Annotated in this window: 21 protein-coding genes; 18 read left to right on the top strand and 3 right to left on the bottom strand. The window is 44.9% G+C overall.

Annotated elements, in window-relative coordinates:
* Positions 1-53 precede the first annotated feature (53 nt).
* From ACU37H_RS15235 to ACU37H_RS15150, 18 genes are all read left to right on the top strand, one after another.
* Entirely contained in the window at positions 54-428 is a 375-nt protein-coding gene (locus ACU37H_RS15235; RefSeq protein ID WP_472706152.1) for a GxxExxY protein, read from the top strand.
* 47 nt (positions 429-475) lie between these two features.
* On the top strand, positions 476-1,597 hold the full coding sequence (locus tag ACU37H_RS15230) for an NADH-quinone oxidoreductase subunit G (RefSeq protein ID WP_472706154.1): 1,122 nt from the start codon (positions 476-478) through the stop codon (positions 1,595-1,597).
* Positions 1,598-1,912, top strand: a complete 315-nt coding sequence (locus tag ACU37H_RS15225) for a nucleotidyltransferase domain-containing protein (protein ID WP_472706156.1) — start codon at positions 1,598-1,600, stop codon at positions 1,910-1,912. It abuts the gene before it with no gap.
* A gap of 54 nt (positions 1,913-1,966) precedes the next feature.
* Positions 1,967-2,305 (top strand): HEPN domain-containing protein, encoded by a 339-nt coding sequence (locus tag ACU37H_RS15220; protein ID WP_494407561.1) that lies wholly within the window; start codon positions 1,967-1,969, stop codon positions 2,303-2,305.
* An 18-nt stretch (positions 2,306-2,323) separates the two neighbouring features.
* The gene (nuoH, locus tag ACU37H_RS15215) at positions 2,324-3,379 is read left to right on the top strand and encodes an NADH-quinone oxidoreductase subunit NuoH (protein ID WP_472706160.1); all 1,056 of its coding nucleotides are present in this window, start codon (positions 2,324-2,326) and stop codon (positions 3,377-3,379) included.
* A gap of 98 nt (positions 3,380-3,477) precedes the next feature.
* On the top strand, positions 3,478-4,044 hold the full coding sequence (gene nuoI / locus ACU37H_RS15210; RefSeq protein WP_472706162.1) for an NADH-quinone oxidoreductase subunit NuoI: 567 nt from the start codon (positions 3,478-3,480) through the stop codon (positions 4,042-4,044).
* 5 nt (positions 4,045-4,049) lie between these two features.
* Complete coding sequence (locus tag ACU37H_RS15205) at positions 4,050-4,550, top strand: NADH-quinone oxidoreductase subunit J family protein (protein ID WP_472706164.1); 501 nt, start codon at positions 4,050-4,052, stop codon at positions 4,548-4,550.
* 83 nt (positions 4,551-4,633) lie between these two features.
* Positions 4,634-4,957 (top strand): NADH-quinone oxidoreductase subunit NuoK, encoded by a 324-nt coding sequence (nuoK, locus tag ACU37H_RS15200; protein WP_472706166.1) that lies wholly within the window; start codon positions 4,634-4,636, stop codon positions 4,955-4,957.
* Between the two features lie 95 nt (positions 4,958-5,052).
* Positions 5,053-6,951, top strand: coding sequence for an NADH-quinone oxidoreductase subunit L (nuoL, locus tag ACU37H_RS15195; RefSeq protein WP_472706168.1), 1,899 nt, complete (start codon positions 5,053-5,055; stop codon positions 6,949-6,951).
* Positions 6,952-7,077: 126 nt separating this feature from the next.
* Positions 7,078-8,553 carry a complex I subunit 4 family protein gene (locus ACU37H_RS15190; protein ID WP_472706169.1) on the top strand — a complete coding sequence of 492 codons (1,476 nt, stop codon included), beginning with the start codon at positions 7,078-7,080 and terminating at the stop codon, positions 8,551-8,553.
* 10 nt (positions 8,554-8,563) lie between these two features.
* Positions 8,564-9,940 (top strand): NADH-quinone oxidoreductase subunit N, encoded by a 1,377-nt coding sequence (locus ACU37H_RS15185; protein ID WP_472706171.1) that lies wholly within the window; start codon positions 8,564-8,566, stop codon positions 9,938-9,940.
* A gap of 117 nt (positions 9,941-10,057) precedes the next feature.
* Positions 10,058-10,447: an RDD family protein gene (locus ACU37H_RS15180; RefSeq protein ID WP_472706173.1), complete on the top strand. Its 390-nt coding sequence runs from the start codon at positions 10,058-10,060 to the stop codon at positions 10,445-10,447.
* Positions 10,448-10,623: 176 nt separating this feature from the next.
* A complete protein-coding gene (locus tag ACU37H_RS15175) occupies positions 10,624-11,208 on the top strand; it encodes an ATPase (protein ID WP_472706175.1) in 585 nt (194 codons plus the stop codon).
* The gene (locus ACU37H_RS15170) at positions 11,195-11,371 is read left to right on the top strand and encodes a hypothetical protein (protein WP_472706177.1); all 177 of its coding nucleotides are present in this window, start codon (positions 11,195-11,197) and stop codon (positions 11,369-11,371) included. The genes ACU37H_RS15175 and ACU37H_RS15170 overlap by 14 nt, the downstream gene beginning before the upstream one ends.
* Before the next feature lie 379 nt (positions 11,372-11,750).
* Positions 11,751-13,028: an ABC transporter permease gene (locus tag ACU37H_RS15165; RefSeq protein WP_472706179.1), complete on the top strand. Its 1,278-nt coding sequence runs from the start codon at positions 11,751-11,753 to the stop codon at positions 13,026-13,028.
* Between the two features lie 146 nt (positions 13,029-13,174).
* On the top strand, positions 13,175-14,083 hold the full coding sequence (gene accD, locus ACU37H_RS15160) for an acetyl-CoA carboxylase, carboxyltransferase subunit beta (RefSeq protein WP_472706181.1): 909 nt from the start codon (positions 13,175-13,177) through the stop codon (positions 14,081-14,083).
* Between the two features lie 55 nt (positions 14,084-14,138).
* On the top strand, positions 14,139-14,615 hold the full coding sequence (gene smpB / locus ACU37H_RS15155; RefSeq protein ID WP_494407613.1) for an SsrA-binding protein SmpB: 477 nt from the start codon (positions 14,139-14,141) through the stop codon (positions 14,613-14,615).
* A 101-nt stretch (positions 14,616-14,716) separates the two neighbouring features.
* Entirely contained in the window at positions 14,717-15,397 is a 681-nt protein-coding gene (locus tag ACU37H_RS15150; protein WP_472706183.1) for a DUF481 domain-containing protein, read from the top strand.
* Between the two features lie 3 nt (positions 15,398-15,400).
* Here the strand turns inward: ACU37H_RS15150 and ACU37H_RS15145 are convergent, their stop codons facing one another.
* From ACU37H_RS15145 to ACU37H_RS15135, 3 genes are all read right to left on the bottom strand, one after another.
* A complete protein-coding gene (locus ACU37H_RS15145) occupies positions 15,401-16,048 on the bottom strand; it encodes an MgtC/SapB family protein (protein ID WP_472706185.1) in 648 nt (215 codons plus the stop codon).
* 176 nt (positions 16,049-16,224) lie between these two features.
* Positions 16,225-18,744: a DNA gyrase/topoisomerase IV subunit A gene (locus ACU37H_RS15140; protein WP_472706187.1), complete on the bottom strand. Its 2,520-nt coding sequence runs from the start codon at positions 18,742-18,744 to the stop codon at positions 16,225-16,227.
* Between the two features lie 247 nt (positions 18,745-18,991).
* Positions 18,992-19,360 carry a DUF4260 domain-containing protein gene (locus tag ACU37H_RS15135; protein WP_472706189.1) on the bottom strand — a complete coding sequence of 123 codons (369 nt, stop codon included), beginning with the start codon at positions 19,358-19,360 and terminating at the stop codon, positions 18,992-18,994.
* Positions 19,361-19,379: the final 19 nt, after the last annotated feature.

The following is a 19,379-nucleotide window of genomic DNA, read 5'->3' as shown; positions in this document are numbered from 1 at the left end:
GAGACACGAAGACACGGTTTTAACACAGTCCTCAGAACCCGGTAATAATGACTATGGATTTCGAAAATGAAATAGCGACAAGGGTTTTGAACATTTGCTTTACCATTCATAAGCAGTATGGGCCGGGTTTATTTGAAAGCGTGTATGAGCAGATACTGTGTTATGAATTGGGAAAGCACAATATGGCCTATACACGGCAATATCCCGTAGACGTGATTCATGATGGTATTGACATGGAATTGGGATTCAGAGCTGATGTAATTGTTGAAGATGCAGTTTTGTTAGAACTGAAAAGTATATCGAAATTAGAAGATGTTCATTTTAAGCAGGTTCTTACTTATTTGAAATTGACAGAATTAAGATTAGGTTTATTAATCAACTTCAATGAAGCGCTTTTAAAGAACGGGATTAAAAGGATAATAAATTAAAGAAATGCACATTGCGCCACTGTGCCTTTGTGAGCAAACAACATACAATGTCTGAAAAGATAAGAGTAACTATCGATAATGTTTCTGTTGAAGTGGCGCCCGGTACCACTATATTACAGGCGGCACGAATGGTTGGCGGCGATGTAACGCCTCCTGCTATGTGCTTTTATACACCGCTGAAAGGAAGCGGCGGTAAATGTCGTACCTGCCTGGTTGAAGTAAGCAAGGGTTCCGAAAAGGATCCGCGCCCCATGCCGAAGCTGGTCGCCAGTTGCCGCACCGGTGTCATGGACGGTATGGAGGTAAAAAGCATTACCAGCCAGCGCGTACTGGATGCTCGTGCGGGTGTGGTGGAGTTCCTGTTGTTAAACCATCCGCTGGACTGTCCTATTTGTGATCAGGCCGGTGAATGTCACCTGCAGGATCTGAGTTATGAACATGGTCGTGAAGGCACGCGATATGAGTTTAAAAGAAGAACTTTCAAAAAACACAATCTCGGAAAATACATACAGCTGCACATGACGCGTTGCATACTCTGCTACCGCTGTGTGTTTACTGCCGATCAGCTGACCAACAAACGCCAGCACGGTGTTCTGGACAGAGGAGATCATGCCGAGATCGCAACGTATATCGAGAAATCCCTGGACAACGAATTTATCGGAAACGTAATTGATGTTTGCCCCGTAGGCGCATTAACCGATAAGACATTCCGCTTTAAAAACAGGGTGTGGTTTACCAAGCCTGAAGATGCTCATCGTAATTGCGATAAATGTTGCGGGAAAGTTACGCTTTGGAAGCGTGGTAATGAAGTATTGCGGGTGACGGCCCGTAAAGATCAGTGGGGTGAGATCATGGACGCCGAAGATGGCAAAACCGGCTGGATCTGCAACGACTGTCGCTTCGACAAAAAGGACGTGAAAGACTGGGTGATCGAAGGACCTACCAAAGTGGCACGCCACTCCGTGATTGGTGCCAATCATTATGAAGTGCTGGACAAACCGGAGGAAACCGTTGCTAAGGTGATGGGCGGGCGACAACCCAAGTTGTTGCTGGACATCCACAAGATCAGCGATGTCAATGATCCGTCAGTAGACCTGAGTAAAATAGATGGTCCGGCAACCGGCGCCGTATTCAACAAAAAGAACCTGATCGAAGAAGGTGAAAAATAGATGACCGAATCAAAAACAATATTGCAAGAAATTAAAAATGCGGTCCTGACCGTTGATCCGGACGCTGAGCTGATATTGTTTGGGTCGCGTGCAAGGGGCGATTATCATGAGGAGAGTGATTGGGATGTGTTGGTATTATCAAATCAAACGGTGAATGGAACCTTTAAAGGAAAGATTACAGAACACTTGTTTCCGGTTGGACTTGATAATAACACCGCTATTAGCACGGTCATAGTGAACAAACAAAACTGGTTTTCGAAGTTCAAGGGATATCCTCTGTTTATCGCTATTGAAAGAGAAGGGATAAGGATTTAGATAATGTTTAGTGAAAATTACATAACATCTCGTGTGCTCCGTTCAAAGGAAACAATGGAAGAGGCCGACCTTATGTTTACTGCGAAACATTATCTTACGGTTATCAATCGACTTTATTACGCAGTTTTTTATATGGCATGCGCTTACTTAGGTAAGGATGAAATTGAAACGAAAACTCACAATGGCACAAAGACCCAATTTCATCAACACTTTGTAAAGACTGGAAAGGTGGATAAGGCTTTTGGACTGTTATATGATAAACTTTTTACCGAAAGAAATGAAAGCGATTATGGAGATTTCGAGGTATTAGATAAAGCATCTGTACAAGCTCTGCTCAACGAAACAAAAGAGCACCTACATATTCTCTGGGAACAATTCGAAGAAGCTGAATAAAATATATTTTTATTAAACATGATTACATTACTCGCCATAGACTGGTTTTTTATTTTAGAAAAATTGATTTTGATAGCGCTGGTGGTGACGCTTTCCATGATCGTGGCGATGTATGCCACTTATGGCGAAAGAAAAGTGGCCGCTTTCATGCAGGACCGCATCGGTCCTAACCGTGCGGGTCCTTTTGGTCTTTTACAGCCGCTGGCAGACGGTGGTAAATTATTTTTTAAAGAAGAGATCATTCCTTTAGCTTCTTCCAAGTTTTTGTTTGTGCTGGGGCCTGTACTCGCCATGGTGACCGCCCTGCTTACCAGCGCTGTTATTCCCTGGGGCTCGCCCGCTTTAATCGCAGGCAGAACCGTACCCCTTCAGGTGGCTGATATTAACATCGGGATTTTATATGTTTTTGGAGTCGTGAGTCTGGGGGTTTACGGCATCATGATCGGTGGATGGGCTTCCAATAACAAGTTCTCCCTGCTGGCCGCGATCCGTGGCGCTTCCCAAATGATCTCTTACGAGCTGGCAATGGGCCTGTCCCTGATTGCCGTTTTAATGTTGACGGGGTCGCTGCAAATGAGCACGATCGTTCAAAATCAGTTAGACAACGGTTGGAATGTGATCTACCAGCCTTTGGGATTCCTGATATTTTTTATTTGTGCGCTGGCAGAATGTAACCGTACACCATTTGACCTGCCCGAGGCGGAGAATGAGCTGAATTTCGGTTACCACCAGGAGTATTCGAGTATGAAGCTTGGATTTTATCTCTTTGCAGAGTACATCAATATGTTCATCAGTGGCGTTATTATGGCTACTTTATATTTTGGCGGATACGATATTCCTTTTGTGAACGAGGCAACCTGGGGTATTTCGCCCAATTTGCTGGCACTGATCAGCTTCGTGGTGTTGCTGGCAAAAGCCTTCTTCTTTGTCTTCGTATTCATGTGGATCCGCTGGACCATCCCGCGTTTCCGTTTTGACCAGCTGATGCATCTGGGGTGGAAACGACTGGTACCGCTGGCATTGGTAAATATGTTGATCACAGCCTTGGTAGTGCTTTGGTTGAATAACAAATAGGAAAATAGTAATAGCGACAGGGAAATCTGTCAACATTCATCCGTCAACTGTCAAGTAAACTTATATTTGCGAAAATTTAAAATACTTCTCGAAAATTAATGGGTATTCAATACACAAATAGAGCCAAGCCGGTAGATCGCAGCCCGATGACGTTCATCGAGCGCATGTACCTTTGGAATATTTTGAAAGGAATGGGTATTACACTGAAGCACTTTTTTTCTAAAAAGGCGACCATTAAATATCCCGAACAGACAAGGCCTTTCAGTAAAGTGTTCCGTGGCTTACACATCCTCAACCGCGATGAGGAAGGAAGAGAAAGATGCACCGCCTGCGGGTTGTGTGCAGTAGCCTGCCCGGCGGAGGCGATCACTATGGAAGCAGCAGAAAGACAGGAGGGCGAAGAGCACCTGTACCGCGAGGAAAAATATGCTGCCAAATATGAGATCAACATGCTTCGGTGCATCTTCTGCGGATATTGCGAAGAAGCTTGTCCGAAAGATGCGATCTACCTGTCTCAAACTTTCACCCCATCTAATTACGACCGCAAAGGTTTCATATATAAAAAAGACGATTTGCTGATTCCTAACCCGGTTACCGAACCGGAAGCTTATCAGAAAGCTTTAGGAACCATTAATAAAGAAACTAAAAACGCGGAAGCTAATTAAGGGCAATGGGAATTACACAAATACTTTTCTGGATTCTTACAGTGGCAGCATTGTTCAGCGCCATCATGGTAGTGAGCAGTAAAAACCCTGTGCACAGTGTGTTATGGCTGGTAGCTGCTTTCTTCGCCATTTCGGGTCATTATATCCTGTTGAACGCGCAGTTCCTGGCGATCGTAAACATCATTGTGTACGCAGGCGCTATCATGGTACTGTTCCTTTTCGTGATCATGTTGATGAATCTGAACAAAAGCACGGAACCGGTTAAGAACAGGTGGTTGCAGATCATCGGCATTTTATCGGGCGGCTGCCTGCTGCTGGTATTAGTGGCTGCTTTAAGGAACACCGAAGTGTCTCAAAACATAGCAGAGGTGAGCACAGGTGATGCCGGGTTGATTAAAACTTTAGGACGCGAGCTGTTTACCACCTTCGTAGTGCCATTTGAAATAAGTAGTATTCTATTCTTGAGTGCGATGGTCGGTGCGGTAGTGATCGGAAAGAAAGATTAATCTTTTATACCACAAAAGAAACGGTGGCAAGCCAGCTTGCAATTGATAACGGGAAATCTCAAATCAGAAATCATAATTAGACAATGCCTATAAATTATTATATCGTTCTGGCACTCTCCTTATTCAGTATCGGAATAGTAGGTGTGTTGACGCGCCGCAACGCCATTATCGTATTTATGTGCATCGAGCTGATGTTAAATTCCGTAAACCTTTTGCTGGTTGCTTTTTCCAAGATGCAGACGGCTAAGGGTGCGGTGGCAGTCGCCGGCGCGGATGGACAGCTTTTCGTATTTTTTATCATGGTTGTAGCAGCGGCGGAAGTAAGTGTAGGATTGGCCATCATTGTGATGATGTATCGTAACATTCACTCGGTGGATATTAACTTTTTGAACAGGCTGAAACATTAAAATATTTCAGGTTAAAGTTTGATGTTTGATATTGTTTCCTGAAAACCTTGTGTGTTCTGTGAAACAAACAAACGTAAAAGACTAAATATAGTTAGATGAAAATTGAACTGATCTTAATACCATTATTGCCGTTAATTGGTTTTTTACTGAATGGCTTATTAAGAAACTATTTCTCTAAAGGGTTGACGGGAATAATCGGCAGCGGCTCTATCTTAGGCTCATTCATCCTGAGCGTGATGGCGTTTATGCAGGTACGTGCGGGAAATATAGCGGTTGTCGAATACTTCGATTTCATCAATATAGGTACGCTTAGAATACCCTTTGCTTTCCAGGTCGATCAGCTTACCTCTATCTTTTTACTGATCATTACCGGCGTCGGCTTTTTGATCCATGTATACTCCACGTCTTACATGCACGACGAAAAGCCTCATCACTTTGCCAGGTACTTTGCATACCTGAACCTGTTCGTCTTCTCGATGCTATTACTCGTAATGGGCGCCAACTTCGTGATCATGTTCATCGGTTGGGAAGGTGTAGGTTTGTGTTCTTACCTGCTCATTGGTTTCTGGTTCAAAAAAGAAGACTATACCAAAGCCGCCTCCAAGGCCTTTATCATGAACCGGATTGGTGATCTTGCCTTCCTGATTGCGCTGTTCATGCTCATCAACAAACTGGATACGGTTACTTTCAGTGAAATCTTTACTACTGAAGCGCTGGCCAAACTTTCCAGCTTCGATATTACGATCATCACTACTTTATTATTCGTTGGTGCAACCGGTAAAAGTGCTCAGATCCCTTTGTACACCTGGCTTCCCGATGCGATGGCGGGTCCTACCCCGGTGTCTGCCCTGATACACGCCGCTACGATGGTTACGGCAGGTATCTATATGATTGCGCGCAGCAACCTGATGTATTCTATGGCACCAGGCACCCTAAATTGTATTGCTATCATTGGCGTGGCTACTGCATTGCTGGCGGCCAGCATTGCGCTCAAACAAAACGACATTAAAAAAGTATTGGCCTACTCCACCGTAAGCCAGCTGGGTTACATGTTTCTGGCGCTGGGCACCGGAGCTTATGTGGCAGCTGTTTTCCATGTAATGACGCATGCTTTCTTCAAAGCCCTGTTGTTCCTGGGAAGCGGTAGCGTGATTCACGCGATGGGCGGAGAACAGGATATGCGCAAAATGGGCGGCCTGGCCAGGTATATGAAGATTACCAACATCACCTTCTTATTAGGCTGTCTCGCGATAGCCGGTATTCCGGGTTTTTCCGGCTTCTTTTCCAAGGATGAAATATTAGCAAGCGCATTCAGTACGAGCCCGGTGTTGTATGCCCTTGGGTTGCTGGGAGCTTTGCTCACGGCGTTCTATATGTTCCGTTTATATGCCACCACCTTCAAAGGCGGTTTCCGTGGTACCCACGATCAGGAACATCATCTTCACGAAAGTCCGGCGGCCATCACGGTCCCACTGATCGTACTGGCTATCCTTTCAGTGATTGGCGGTTTTATTGGCGTGCCTGAATTTATCATGCACGGAGCGCATGCCCTGAAAGATTACCTGCAGCCGATCTTCGCCCAGTCCTACGCTATATTGCCGACACATGAAGTATCGCACAGCACGGAATGGATATTGACCGGCCTTTCCTCCTTGCTGATCATTATAACAGTAGTTATAGCGTGGAGCAGGTACAGCAAACGGCCAGACATCGAAGAAGCAAAAGGGTTTGGAAAACTGCTGCAGGATAAATGGTATGTAGATGAGATCTACAACGCTGTTATTGTGAAACCATTGAACGCATTAGGTGCATTCTTCAACACCATTTTTGAAAAGAAGATAGTGGATGGCATTGTAAACGGAGTGGGTCGCCTGGTGAATTATGGTGGCCGGCAGTTTCGCTGGTTACAAAGTGGACAAACCGGCGCATATATCCTGATGATGGTGGTGAGTGTGCTGATCGTGTTTGCATTACAGTTTTTCTTAAGGAAGTAAATGCCTGTTCCTGTCCCGACCGGGAAAGGAAGTGCATTTGAAAATAAAATGATTTTTAAAATTTAAAACGAACTCCGCGGTTTATTGCTCTTCTTTTGGGAGATGCTCGGGGTAAGGCCTTTTTTTATGATCGCATTGTTGTTGATATTAATACCATTATTTAGCGGCATTATCACTTTTTTTATAAAGAAGGAAGCAGGTGCGAGAACCTGGTCGTTACTGGCAGCTATTTCAACTTTTATAGTCGCCATCATAGGCTTTACCTATGTAACGGGCAAGGAAGCTTTAACGTTTAATGCGCCATGGATGGGCCTGTTGAACAGCAGCTTTTCGCTGAGTTCGGACGGAATGGGTTCCATGCTGTGCATGCTCACCGCCCTTTCCTTTCCCCTGATCTTTGTTTCCACCTGGAATACGACTTATAAAAAGGCTAACAATTTCCTGGGATTAATGCTGCTGACACAGGCCGGCCTTATGGGGGTGTTCCTGGCGATGGATGCGCTGTTGTTCTATTTTTTCTGGGAGCTGGCGCTGATCCCCGTTTACTTTATCTGCTCTCAGTGGGGTAACGAAAGAAGGATCAAAGTCACTTTTAAATTTTTCATCTACACATTTGTTGGTTCATTACTGATGTTGGTCGGCATCCTGTATATCTATTCCAAAACGAATTCTTTTGCGATTGACGCTTTTTATAATGCAGGTTTAGGGCCTAAGGAGCAGATGTGGGTATTCTGGCTCTTCTTTGTAGCATTCGCCGTTAAGATGCCTATATTCCCTTTGCATACCTGGCAGCCGGACGCTTACGAACAATCCCCTACCGCAGCGACTATGGTGCTGAGCGGCATCATGGTAAAGATGGGCGTGCTGGGTCTGTTGCGTTGGCTGTTGCCGGTATTGCCTATCGCCGCCTACAGCTGGGGCGATACCGTGTCTACGATGGCGGTGATCGGTATTATCTACGCTTCACTGATTGCCTTCCAGCAGGATGACATGAAGCGCCTTGTGGCCTACTCATCTATCGCTCACATCGGGCTGATGGCTATTGCTGTCTTCGCGGAAACCAAGAGCGGGATCCAGGGCACCATGATCCAGATGTTCTCCCACGGTATCAATATACTGGGTATGTGGATCATCGTTGAGATCATTGAAAGAAAGTTCGGCACGAGAAAAATGAGCGAGTTGGGTGGTATCGCTAAAAAGGCGCCCGCCCTGACGATCTTCTTCTTCATCATCGCTTTTGCTAATATTGCGCTTCCGTTGACGAATGCTTTTGTGGGTGAATTCCTGATGTTCAACGGCATCTTAAGCTCTCCTATCACGAAATATGGCATTCCTTTGACCGTGGCGGCGGGTATGGGTATTATCCTCGGCGCGGTTTATACCCTGAAAATGGGCCGCAAAGTGTTTCTGGGCGAAACCAACGCGTTGACTGAAACGGCTACGGATATTGCCTTTCATGAAAAAGCAATATTAGGAGTCATCGCTGTGATAATAATTGTGGCAGGCGTCTACCCACAACACCTATTACATTCTTTCGAAGAAATAACAGATTCCATTTTACATAAATCAGATGTGCTTCCATTATTAAAACCGAAGCATTAAGCAATAAAGTATGAACGCATTAGTACTCTCTGCAATTTTCGGCGTTGTTATGATGTTTAGCGGTGTTTTCTTCAAACGAAACGCAGCTATCAAAACCACGGGCCTGATCGCCATGATCGTGCTGCTGGTGGCGAATTACCTCGAAATGAAGCATATCAGGTTATTTACATTCGATGTTTCCGGTTTCATGAGGTTTGACAGCTATGCCTTATTTTTTAATGCGCTAGCCATTTTTGCCACATTGGTATACCTGGTCGTTTCGTCCAACCAAATGGAAAAGGTGGGTCGTAACCTCGCTGAATATTTCGCGCTGATTTTCTTTATCATCGCAGGGATCACTTTAACCACCAGTTTTACTTCATTATTGACGCTTTTCCTGGGTATAGAGATCATCTCGATCCCCTTGTATATCCTGACCGGGTCTGACAAAAAGAACTTAAAAAGCAACGAAGCTGCCCTGAAATATTTCCTGATGGGCTCCTTCTCAACAGGCATCATGCTCATGGGTATTGCCCTGATATATGGCGCGCAGGGAACGTTTACAATCGATAATATGAATTTCGCTGTGCAAAGCAAAACGCCTCACCTTCACATAGCGGGCATGTTGTTCCTCTTGTTTGCGATGAGCTTTAAAGCCTCCGTAGCGCCCTTCCATTTCTGGACACCCGATGTATATGATGGTGCTCCGACGGTATTCACGTCTTTCATGGCGACTATTGTGAAGGCTGCTATTTTCGTGGGATTTGTACGGTTGTTTAGCGGCGCCTTTGGCAAGTTGGAAGATACCTGGTCTATCTGGGTAGCAGTGATGATTGCCGCTACCTTGTTGGTCGGGAATATCACAGCAGTATTTCAACAAAGCGTGAAGCGGATGCTTTCTTATTCGAGCATTGCGCAAGCGGGCTTTTTACTCTTTGCTGTGTATGCGACCAATGACACCGGGCGCGAGGGTTTGTTGATCTACTCTGCGGCTTACTGCCTGGCGACCATCGGCATCTTTGCGGTATTAGGTAAAATGACTGATTACAGCTTCGAAGGGTTTAATGGTCTGGCTAAACATCAGCCGGTATTGGCCTTTACCACGACGATCTGTTTTTTATCACTGGCAGGGATTCCTTTAACGGCGGGCTTCCTCGGAAAGTTTTATATGTTGAAGGCTGCCATTGCCACAGGCGAAAATCTTTGGTTGGTAATCTTTGCTGTATTGATGGCCGCTGTGAGCGTGTATTATTATTTTCGCGTGATCCAAGCGATGTACTTTAAAGACGGCCCGGTACAATCGGTGGCGGCAACAAGCCTCGAGAGAGCTGCTCTGGTGCTTATATGCGTCCTCATTATACTGCTGGGTGTATTTCCCCAGGTGTTTTTAGGGTGGCTGTACTTCTAAGTGCGGCATGAACTGAAGCGCAGCTCCTGTTATACCAAGCTAAATTATAAGATCGCCCAACAGCACCGATTAAGGAAAGGTGTGCGGTGATCTTTATTTTATACATTCAATACGCTTATGGAAGAAAAATATCCGGAACTAAGAGATCGGGTGCAATCCACCTTTATTGACTTATTGCTGATCGTTGCCTTAACATTTGCATTTGCCAGCCTTTTAGATAGATTTGGGCAGGTGCCTGACTGGCTGCGAATCGTATTGTTTATCGGACTTTTTGTTGCCTATGAGCCTCTTTCCATGACACTTGGCGCGACATTAGGCAATTATTTAAGAGGTATCCGGGTTAGAAAAAATTCCAACTCGGCCCAAAGAATTACTTTCTTCCAGGCCGTTGTACGGTACCCGGTGAAAGTACTCTTGGGTTGGCTTTCTTTTCTGACGATCCACATCAATCCAAAACGCAGGGCCATTCACGATCTCGTCTCAGGAAGCGTAATGATAAAACTATAACGAAATTTGCCCTTTGGCATTCAAGAAGCTTAAAGGAAACGGTCATTTCAATAACTACAGGAATGGTCTTAACAAAAAAGCTCAATATATGGAGCCTTATTTGCCATGCTTTGATAGTGTTGTGAACACATTTTCCAGCACGAAAGTTCACCAAAATTAATGTGTAAATTGCGCTCATGGGCGGCAAAAAGCTTTACATAATCGCAGGTTGTAACGGTGCAGGGAAAACTACTGCTTCGTTTACAATCTTGCCGGAAATCCTAGATTGTAAGGAATTTGTCAATGCAGATGAGATTGCCAAAGGGTTATCTCCTTTTCAACCTGAAAAAGTTTCATTTGAGGCGGGACGAATAATGTTGAACAGGATTAACGAATTGCTTCGTGAAAACCAAGACTTCGCATTTGAAACCACATTGTCAACGAAGAGTTACAAAAACAAAGTTCTCGAGGCGAGAGCCAAGGGGTATCGCGTAACTTTGTTATTCTTTTGGCTCCAGAACATCGACCTAGCAAAGGAACGGGTAAGAACAAGAGTATTAGAAGGTGGGCATGATATCAAACCTGATGTTATTGAAAGAAGATATGTAAAAGGAATTAAAAACCTATTTGACATTTATCTGCCAATAGTTGACGGAGCTCTGCTATTTGATAATTCTGAAGGGAAATATCAACTGTTAGCTGATAAACAACTGTATAACCGGCTATCTATTGTGAACCAGGAAAAATTCAACCTTTTAAAAAATTATTATGACACCTATTGAGATTCAGATTGAGGAAAAAACTAAAATTCTAAAAGGGCTTGAAAAGGTCTATGAAAAATTATTAGAATTTAAGAGATCAAAGAATAGCGAACTCGTTGTATTACGCGACAACAAGATTGTAAGAATAAAACCTGACCAATCCGCCACTTCGACTGGTCGTTAACGATTTGGTCTAGGCGTTTAAAGTTACCTGAACTAGTCAAGACATAACAGAGACCGATTCAAAAACTTTAGTCAGCACTGTCCTGCATCAAATGCACGTGCCTAAGCCCAAAAAAGTCCGTAGGTTACTGCATCTCCCTAATTAACGGGTCTTCAAAATTTCGATGTCATACCGATAGGCACTTCCACTACCTAACGACTCACCCTATCGTTTCAATAAAATTTTTGCTCATCTTATTTTATGCCTTTAGCTTTATGTATCAGGCTTATTAACGAATGAAACGAAGCACAATGAATTTTTATTACGTATGGAAATTTATACGCGTAGTTCCATCCGACCAACTAAAATCGCAGCGAAGCTGCAAACAATAAATGTTCGGATGAAATTCAGCGATACTTTTCTTTTAGCTTTCCGCACCGTCAGGGGCAATACTTTGCGCACGGCACTTACCGTGGCGATCATCGCCTTTGGTATTATGGCCCTGATCGGCATCATCACAGCCATCAAAGCCATGAACCAGAAGTTTACCGAAAGCTTCTCCAGCATGGGCGCTAATGCGTTTACCATTCGGTTTAAGGAAAGAAATATCCGCTTTGGTGGTGGGGGCGACGAATTGAAAGTTTCCAAGAAAGGTAAAAAAGAGAAGAAGTCTAATCTGGGCAAGGCCATTACCCGCGATGAGGCAGAATATTTTGTCAGCAATTTTAAGTTTCCGGGCGCTGTAACCGGCGTTTCTGTGTTCGGGAACCGCAGTAATACCATTTCTTTTTCCGATAAAAAGACCAGTCCCAATGTCATGATGTTTGGCGGCGACGAGAAGTACCTGGACCTGAATGGATATTCGCTTTTAAGCGGACGCAACCTGACGCTGCAGGAGGTCCGGAGCGGTCAGAATGTGTGTATTTTGGGTTATGATGTGGCCGCAAAATTCTTTGACGAAGCGCCGGGGAGAGCGGTCGGGAAAACGGTACGGATCAACAACCTCCCCTATCTAGTGCTCGGCGTTCTGGAGAGCCGCGGTTCCACTTTTGGTTTTAGCCGCGACAATATGACCATTATTGGCTACCGCAACCTGGCCAAAAACTTTTCAGGTGCCAACTCATCTTACGTGCTTGCCGTGAAGGTAGACGATATCAATAAAATGAATGAGGCGATGGGCGAAGCGGAAGCACTTTTCCGGGGCGTCAGAAAAATCATGATCACCGAAGAAAGCAATTTTGTGCTGGACAAAAGTGACAGCATTGTTGAGCAGGCCATGAATAGCCTGGGCTTTCTCACAATATCGGCCACCGTCATCGGTCTGATCACCCTGATCGGCGCGGCAATCGGGCTCATGAATATCATGCTGGTAAGCGTGGCCGAACGTACAAAAGAAGTGGGATTGATCAAAGCCATCGGCGGAAAAAGCACCGTTGTTAAAAAGCAATTTCTGCTGGAGGCGTTCATAATCAGCGTATTGGGCGCTATTTTCGGTATTATCTTAGGCATATTAATCGGCAACAGCTTCGCGATTATCTTAGGTACAGGATTTGTGGTACCCTGGGCTTGGGTGGCGTATGGTATTATCATTTGCAGTGCAGTAGGGTTGCTCGCGGGCCTTTATCCTGCCGTAAAAGCAGGAAAATTAAACCCGATAGAAGCGTTAAGGTACGAGTAATTTTTGAGTTGGCGGTTGACAGAGGACAGTTGACAGGCTCAAATTAAAAATTACAAGTCACATCTGTCATCTGCCAATTGTCATCTGTCAACTTCCCCTAAACAATCCTTATATTTGTACCTTATCTAAAATATATTTATCTACTTATGGCTGAGCAGATAGAAGATTTTGATGCCGACCTGGCTGGTGAACAAGGGAAGGATCAGAAAGCAGGTTGGTTTCGCCGCATTAAAAAAGGCATCTTAACGAAGACTTCGGAAAAAAAGGAAACGCAGGAAGGCTTGTGGACCAAATGCCCGGAGTGTAATTATATTTCGACTTTTGCCGAGTTGCGGGAACAATTATACGTGTGTCCCAAATGTGGCTACCATCATCGCTTGAACAGCTTTCAGTATTATGAAGTACTGTTTGATAATAACGAATACGAAGAGCTTTTCACCAATATCAGAAGTAAGGACCTGTTAGGATTCACTGACCTGAAGCCTTACAAGAAGCGGCTGGAAGACATCTGGTCCAACAGCAGCCTGAATGATTCAGTGCGTGTGGCAGTCGGAAAGGTAGACGGAGAACCGATCGTTATCGCGTGTATGGACTTCGAATTTATCGGAGGTTCGCTGGGCAGTGTGATGGGTGAAAAATTTGCGAGGGCAGTTGATTATTGCATCAAGCATAAGCTGCCTTACATGATGATCAACAAGAGTGGCGGCGCGCGCATGATGGAAAGTGCTTTTTCGTTAATGCAAATGGCAAAAACAAGCGGCAAGCTTTCTCAACTGAGCGATGCCAAACTTCCTTATATTTCCTTGCTTACCGATCCTACCTTCGGCGGCGTATCGGCATCCTTCGCAATGCTGGGTGATTTAAACATTGCTGAACCCGGCGCCCTGATTGGTTTTGCCGGTCCGCGTGTGATCAAAGAAACCATTAAGAAAGATCTTCCTGAAGGTTTCCAGCGCAGCGAATTTTTACTGGAGCACGGCTTCCTGGATTTCATCGTTAACCGAAGAGATCTTAAAGAAAGAATCGGTACGGTTATTCGTCTGTTTAGAAATTAAATTTTTAGCAGTTCATATTTGTAAAGGTTGATGAGCGTTACCACTTCTCAACCTAATAACTTTTCATCTTATTAACTCATCCACACTGGCTTCACCTATATTCATAAAGAACCGTTCTGCGTTTCATGAGTATTTTATTGACGATACTTATGTAGCCGGCATGGTATTGCTCGGCACGGAGGTGAAGTCTTTGCGCGAAGGAAAAGCCAGCTTTAATGATAGCTACTGCATCCTACACAAGGGCGAATTGTGGATCAAGAGTCTACATATTTCTCCTTACTCGCATGGCACTGTTAACAACCACGATGCAGACCGGGACAAAAAATTGCTGCTGCAGAAAAGAGAGATAAAAAAAATACAAGCCAAGCTGAAAGAAAAAGGCTACACGTTGGTGCCGCTCAAAATTTTCATGAACGACCGGAATTTTATTAAAATTGAAATAGGTCTGGGCAAAGGAAAAAAACTGTACGACAAACGTGAAAGTATCAAGCAGAAAGATGTGGAGCGCGAAATGAAACGCTTTCTCAAATAATTAGCGCTGCTTGTTGTTAATGTTCCTTTGCTGCAGCCCGATACAGAATCATGAAGGCTTTACTACTTGCTCTAACTTTTTTTATAAGTCCCATAGCGCTTTTGGCGCAATTTAACGATAGTACTACCCGGTATCTCAAGCTGGCCTCCGGAGGCTCAATCAACAAGACGGCTGACGGAGCTAACTACCTTCTGAATAATAACATTCAGTACAACATCAGGAAAAAAAGAACCGTCCTGAATTCCTCCGCGAAATGGATCTATGGCATGGCGCCTGACCGCCTCACGAACAACGACTTCAACCTTTCGAGTAATGTGAACCTGTACAGGCACTTCCCGGAATTTTATTATTGGGGCCTGGTCAATTATACGACCAGCTATTCGTTAGACATCAAAAGCCAGGGACAGGTGGGTATCGGTATCGCTTATAACTTTCTGAACAGGCCTAACCTGTGGCTCAATGTCAGCAATGGTTTTATTGGCGAGCTTAGCCGCATTATACAAGGAGACACGGCGGTAATCAATTACCAGACAATCCGGAATTCATTGCGGGCTCAATTTATGTTTAAACTGGGAGAACGCTTTACCTTCAGAACCGAGAACTTTTTCCAGCCGTCGCTGGAATATATCAGCGATCACATCTTATCCAGTGATTCAGAATTTACCTACCAGTTGTGGAAGGGGCTTAACCTGAATACCAGGCTATCATATAATAAGAACAGCCGCACCGAAAAAGAGAATTTGATCTTTACTTACGGATTGGGATACGAAAGGTATTTTTAAATCTTATAGCTCAAAATCAAGGATTTCGGACCTGCTGATTAGGTAATTTTCGAGACTGCTTAGTTTTTTTGTGCGTACGGTGACATCAAGGTAAATATATACTTTATCATCCTGCACTTTAAACTTACGCTCCTCATATCTGGTAGCAAACCCGCTAATAGGCTCAATGATGTCCGCTCTCATTGACGCATGCTTTTTATCAATGCAAATCATTAACAGCCGACTCAATTTGGCACTTGGAAAAATCTTATTGAACCAACCGCCAAAATAGGTCATCAACAAAGCAAGAGATAAAAATGTCAACGCCAGCCACACTTCCCCAAAACCCACTGCCATCCCTACAGCAGCAGCAACCCATATAACGCTGGCAGTCGTAAGCCCCGAAACGGTAATGCCGTCTTTAAAAATAACACCCGCCCCTAAAAAACCGATACCACTTACGATATACGAAGCAATCCGGGCTGCGTCGGTGTATTCATTGCCAATCTTTACTGATAAGATGGAGAACAGGCAGGAGCCTATACAAATTAGTGTTATCGTTTTAAGCCCCGCAGCCTTATCTTTCAATTCTCTTTCAAGCCCCAGGACAATACCCGCCCCAAGTGAGATCAGGGCTTTGTACAGATCCGTTATTTCCCAGTATTCAAACATGAACGCTTATTTACGAGCTAAAAATCGTTAGTCAACAAGGCGAGGCTCACCCGGCCTCGCGTCTGGACAGCTTTTTCTTACACTACCAGAAACGGCTCACACGCCGGCCTCCGGCCTGATCATCCGCATAAACGCAGCGGAAATTTCATGCCAGATTTTAGCGGGCAACCGGAATTTTATTCCTCAAACAGCTCCTGTTGCGGTCCGGTTTCTTTTGTCTCCACCCACTCCATGGAGACACTTTTGTTGTAGTCGGTGAGCTTCGCTCCTACGGCTTTCCAGCCCATCACATCCGTCACTTTTGCCAGCTTGAACTTGGCATTGCGCACCTGGTCGCCGCGTCCGCTCTGTACCTGTAACACCGGCTCTGCGGCTGTGGTGGCACATTCCAGGTAATTTCCATCTCCTTCTTTGATAAAGAGAAACTTATTTTTGAGCGTGCTGGTTTCAATCTTGAAGCGCTTTACGTTGTATTGCAGCTGCTTCATGTCTACGTAGACAGCGGTAATGATCTTTTCAGGATCGTAACGCTCGATCAGCAACACTTTTTCCGGATCGAATTTCTGGGTCATTTCCTGGTCGGTTACCTCATAATGACCATCGGTATAAATGACCAGCAACTGATCAGCCGGCTCGAACATTCCCAGGTAAGCCCCTTTTTCGTCGGTGTTGAGGCGTCCGAACTTATCGTCAAACCAGAGCTTTTTCCCGCTCAGCGTCGCGCGGCCGGCTTCCTTGAACTTCACCGATTTGATGGCATATTTCGTCACCTGGTTTCCCATACTGCTACGGCCCTTGATCGCCAGTTCTTCAAAATAGAAATCCAGCTCTTTGACACGCGCCGGGCTGTTGGGACTCAACAATATTTTCACCACTTCCGCCTCTCCGTTGGGATTGACGGTAAAGTAATGTACTTTACTTTTAGGGTCGCCTTTGGTCAGGTCATATTCCTTATCACGTGTCACGCCCGTCACATTGAAGCGTTTTGCATAACTGACCCCCGTCTTTCCATCCGCATATATCATGTTGTACGTGGTGCGATCGTCTCCTTTTAAAAATACCGCCACATGAATGATGTCTTTGCCCACAAAGGTCTTCTCCGCGATCTTGATCACTTTCATGATACCCCGTTTGGTAAAGACGATGATATCATCCAGGTCGGAGCACTCAAACAACAGCTCATCTTTTTTCAGACTCGTACCGATGAAGCCTCCCGAGCGATCTGCATATAACTTGGTATTAGCGATCACCACATGTTTAGCCTCAATGATCTCAAACTGCTTGATCTCGGTTTTACGCTCGCGGCCCTTCCCAAATTTTTTCAGCAGGTTTTCGAAATAGGCTATGGCATATTCCACCAGGTGAGCCAGGTCATGTTTCACATTTTTGATCTCACTTTCCAGGTCTTTGATCTGAGCATTCAGCTCATCAATATCTAAACGATAGATCCGGCGCACCGGCTTCTCGGTCAGTTTCAGGATATCTTCTCTCGTTACTTCCCGCTTCAGTTTCTTTTTGAAAGGATCAAAGGCTTTATCAATCGCTGAGATCACTTTATCCCAGGTGTCATGTTTCTTTTCCAGCTCCTTGTAGATCTTTTCTTCAAAGAAGATCTTTTCCAGTGAGGTATAATGCCATTTTTCGTTCAGCTCGCCCAGCTTGATCTCCAGTTCCTTTTGAAGCAGGTCTTTCGTATTGTCAACCGAAATCTTTAACAGGTCATGCACCGTTAAAAACTTCGGCTTCATGTCAACGATCACGCAGGCATTCGGCGATATAGATATCTCACAATTGGTGAATTTGTATAAAGCATCGATCGTGATATCAGAAGAGATGCCCGCTGCGAGGTCTACCTGGATCTCCACGTTGGCCGCCGTGTTGTCCGTCACTTTTTTGATCTTGATCTTACCCTGGTCATTGGCTTTAACGATCGATTCAATCATCTGATCGGTGGTCACGCCGTACGGAACGCTCTTGATCAAGAGTGTCTTTTTATCCGCTTCTTCAATATGAGCGCGCACTTTTACTTTTCCTCCGCGCTTTCCCTGGTTATAGTCTGCCACGTCGATCATGCCGCCCGTCTGAAAATCGGGATATAGCTCAAACTTTCTTCCCTTCAGGTATTTGATGGAGGCGTCGATCAGCTCGCAGAAATTGTGGGGCAGTATCTTGGTGGATAAACCCACAGCGATACCTTCAGCGCCTTGAGCCAGTAGCAGCGGGAACTTTACCGGCAGGGTCACGGGCTCGTTATTACGCCCGTCATAACTCAGCTGCCAATCGGTGGTCTTTGCGTTGAAAGCCACTTCCAGCGCGAATTTGCTCAGGCGGGCTTCGATATACCTCGACGCTGCCGCATCATCGCCGGTCTCTACGTTACCCCAGTTACCCTGCGTATCAATCAGCAGGTCCTTTTGTCCCATATTCACCAGGGCATCACGAATACTCATATCCCCGTGAGGGTGATAGGACATGGTTTGTCCCACAATGTTGGCGACCTTATGCAAACGGCCGTCATCCATCTGCTTCATCGAGTGCAGGATGCGTCGCTGTACGGGTTTGAAGCCGTCCTCTATTGCCGGTACGGCACGCTCCAATATTACATAAGAGGCGTAATCCAGGAACCAGGTTTTAAACTGGCCTTGTAATCCGCTTCCGTCACTGTGTTCAATGTTATCTACAATTTCGTCCTTCATTATTCTGTTATCTCCTTATAAAAATCGTTCAATATTACTACTAAATCGTCAGTCTGCATTTCATCCCTTTCCATCATTGGATGGAACTTATAATAAGTTATCATCAATCTCTGAACCGTTTCAAGTCTCTGGTCAGACCGGGATGCCCGCCTGAATGAATGCTTTCGGGCAGGCCCGCCTGAATGACTCTTTCGGGCAGGCCCGCCTGAATGACTCCTTCGGGCAGGGTCAGACCAGACAATACCCTTCAACTTTTCAACTTCGCTTCCTTCCCTATCAACCCCAGATGCGTAAAAGCAAATCCTTTTTCATATTTCAGTCCGTAACCGGCTATTCTGTCGAACGACGAATGTCCGAAGAGTATAATTCCTACCTGCTGCAGCCAGCCATTTGCCCAATAAATCCCGCATAAAAAAACGCTAATGGCAATGCCTTTATGATGAAAAAGATTGTATAAAAACGCCCCTGCTTTATTGTTCACCATATACCCCACCATACTTATGTCAGGACCGATGAAGAGCAACAAGTACCAAAACCAGGCGGCATCGCTATTCCATAAAAGGAAGATGCAGACTAAAAGCATCGCCAATTCTTCCAGTTTCAAAATTAATTTCATATAAAAAGCTTTGACGCAG

Source organism: Niabella sp. ZPM-14, from assembly GCF_055693045.2.
This window is presented reverse-complemented; position numbering and strand designations above follow the sequence as displayed.

What these genes read in the sequence shown, in the direction of transcription:
- ACU37H_RS15235 (WP_472706152.1), top strand. Translation starts at nt 54, where the DNA reads ATGGATTTCGAAAATGAAATAGCGACAAGGGTTTTGAACATTTGCTTT.
- ACU37H_RS15230 (WP_472706154.1), top strand. Translation starts at nt 476, where the DNA reads ATGTCTGAAAAGATAAGAGTAACTATCGATAATGTTTCTGTTGAAGTG.
- ACU37H_RS15225 (WP_472706156.1), top strand. Translation starts at nt 1,598, where the DNA reads ATGACCGAATCAAAAACAATATTGCAAGAAATTAAAAATGCGGTCCTG.
- ACU37H_RS15220 (WP_494407561.1), top strand. Translation starts at nt 1,967, where the DNA reads ATGGAAGAGGCCGACCTTATGTTTACTGCGAAACATTATCTTACGGTT.
- nuoH (WP_472706160.1), top strand. Translation starts at nt 2,324, where the DNA reads ATGATTACATTACTCGCCATAGACTGGTTTTTTATTTTAGAAAAATTG.
- nuoI (WP_472706162.1), top strand. Translation starts at nt 3,478, where the DNA reads ATGGGTATTCAATACACAAATAGAGCCAAGCCGGTAGATCGCAGCCCG.
- ACU37H_RS15205 (WP_472706164.1), top strand. Translation starts at nt 4,050, where the DNA reads ATGGGAATTACACAAATACTTTTCTGGATTCTTACAGTGGCAGCATTG.
- nuoK (WP_472706166.1), top strand. Translation starts at nt 4,634, where the DNA reads ATGCCTATAAATTATTATATCGTTCTGGCACTCTCCTTATTCAGTATC.
- nuoL (WP_472706168.1), top strand. Translation starts at nt 5,053, where the DNA reads ATGAAAATTGAACTGATCTTAATACCATTATTGCCGTTAATTGGTTTT.
- ACU37H_RS15190 (WP_472706169.1), top strand. Translation starts at nt 7,078, where the DNA reads ATGATCGCATTGTTGTTGATATTAATACCATTATTTAGCGGCATTATC.
- ACU37H_RS15185 (WP_472706171.1), top strand. Translation starts at nt 8,564, where the DNA reads ATGAACGCATTAGTACTCTCTGCAATTTTCGGCGTTGTTATGATGTTT.
- ACU37H_RS15180 (WP_472706173.1), top strand. Translation starts at nt 10,058, where the DNA reads ATGGAAGAAAAATATCCGGAACTAAGAGATCGGGTGCAATCCACCTTT.
- ACU37H_RS15175 (WP_472706175.1), top strand. Translation starts at nt 10,624, where the DNA reads ATGGGCGGCAAAAAGCTTTACATAATCGCAGGTTGTAACGGTGCAGGG.
- ACU37H_RS15170 (WP_472706177.1), top strand. Translation starts at nt 11,195, where the DNA reads ATGACACCTATTGAGATTCAGATTGAGGAAAAAACTAAAATTCTAAAA.
- ACU37H_RS15165 (WP_472706179.1), top strand. Translation starts at nt 11,751, where the DNA reads ATGAAATTCAGCGATACTTTTCTTTTAGCTTTCCGCACCGTCAGGGGC.
- accD (WP_472706181.1), top strand. Translation starts at nt 13,175, where the DNA reads ATGGCTGAGCAGATAGAAGATTTTGATGCCGACCTGGCTGGTGAACAA.
- ACU37H_RS15145 (WP_472706185.1), bottom strand. Translation starts at nt 16,048, where the DNA reads ATGTTTGAATACTGGGAAATAACGGATCTGTACAAAGCCCTGATCTCA.
- ACU37H_RS15140 (WP_472706187.1), bottom strand. Translation starts at nt 18,744, where the DNA reads ATGAAGGACGAAATTGTAGATAACATTGAACACAGTGACGGAAGCGGA.
- ACU37H_RS15135 (WP_472706189.1), bottom strand. Translation starts at nt 19,360, where the DNA reads ATGAAATTAATTTTGAAACTGGAAGAATTGGCGATGCTTTTAGTCTGC.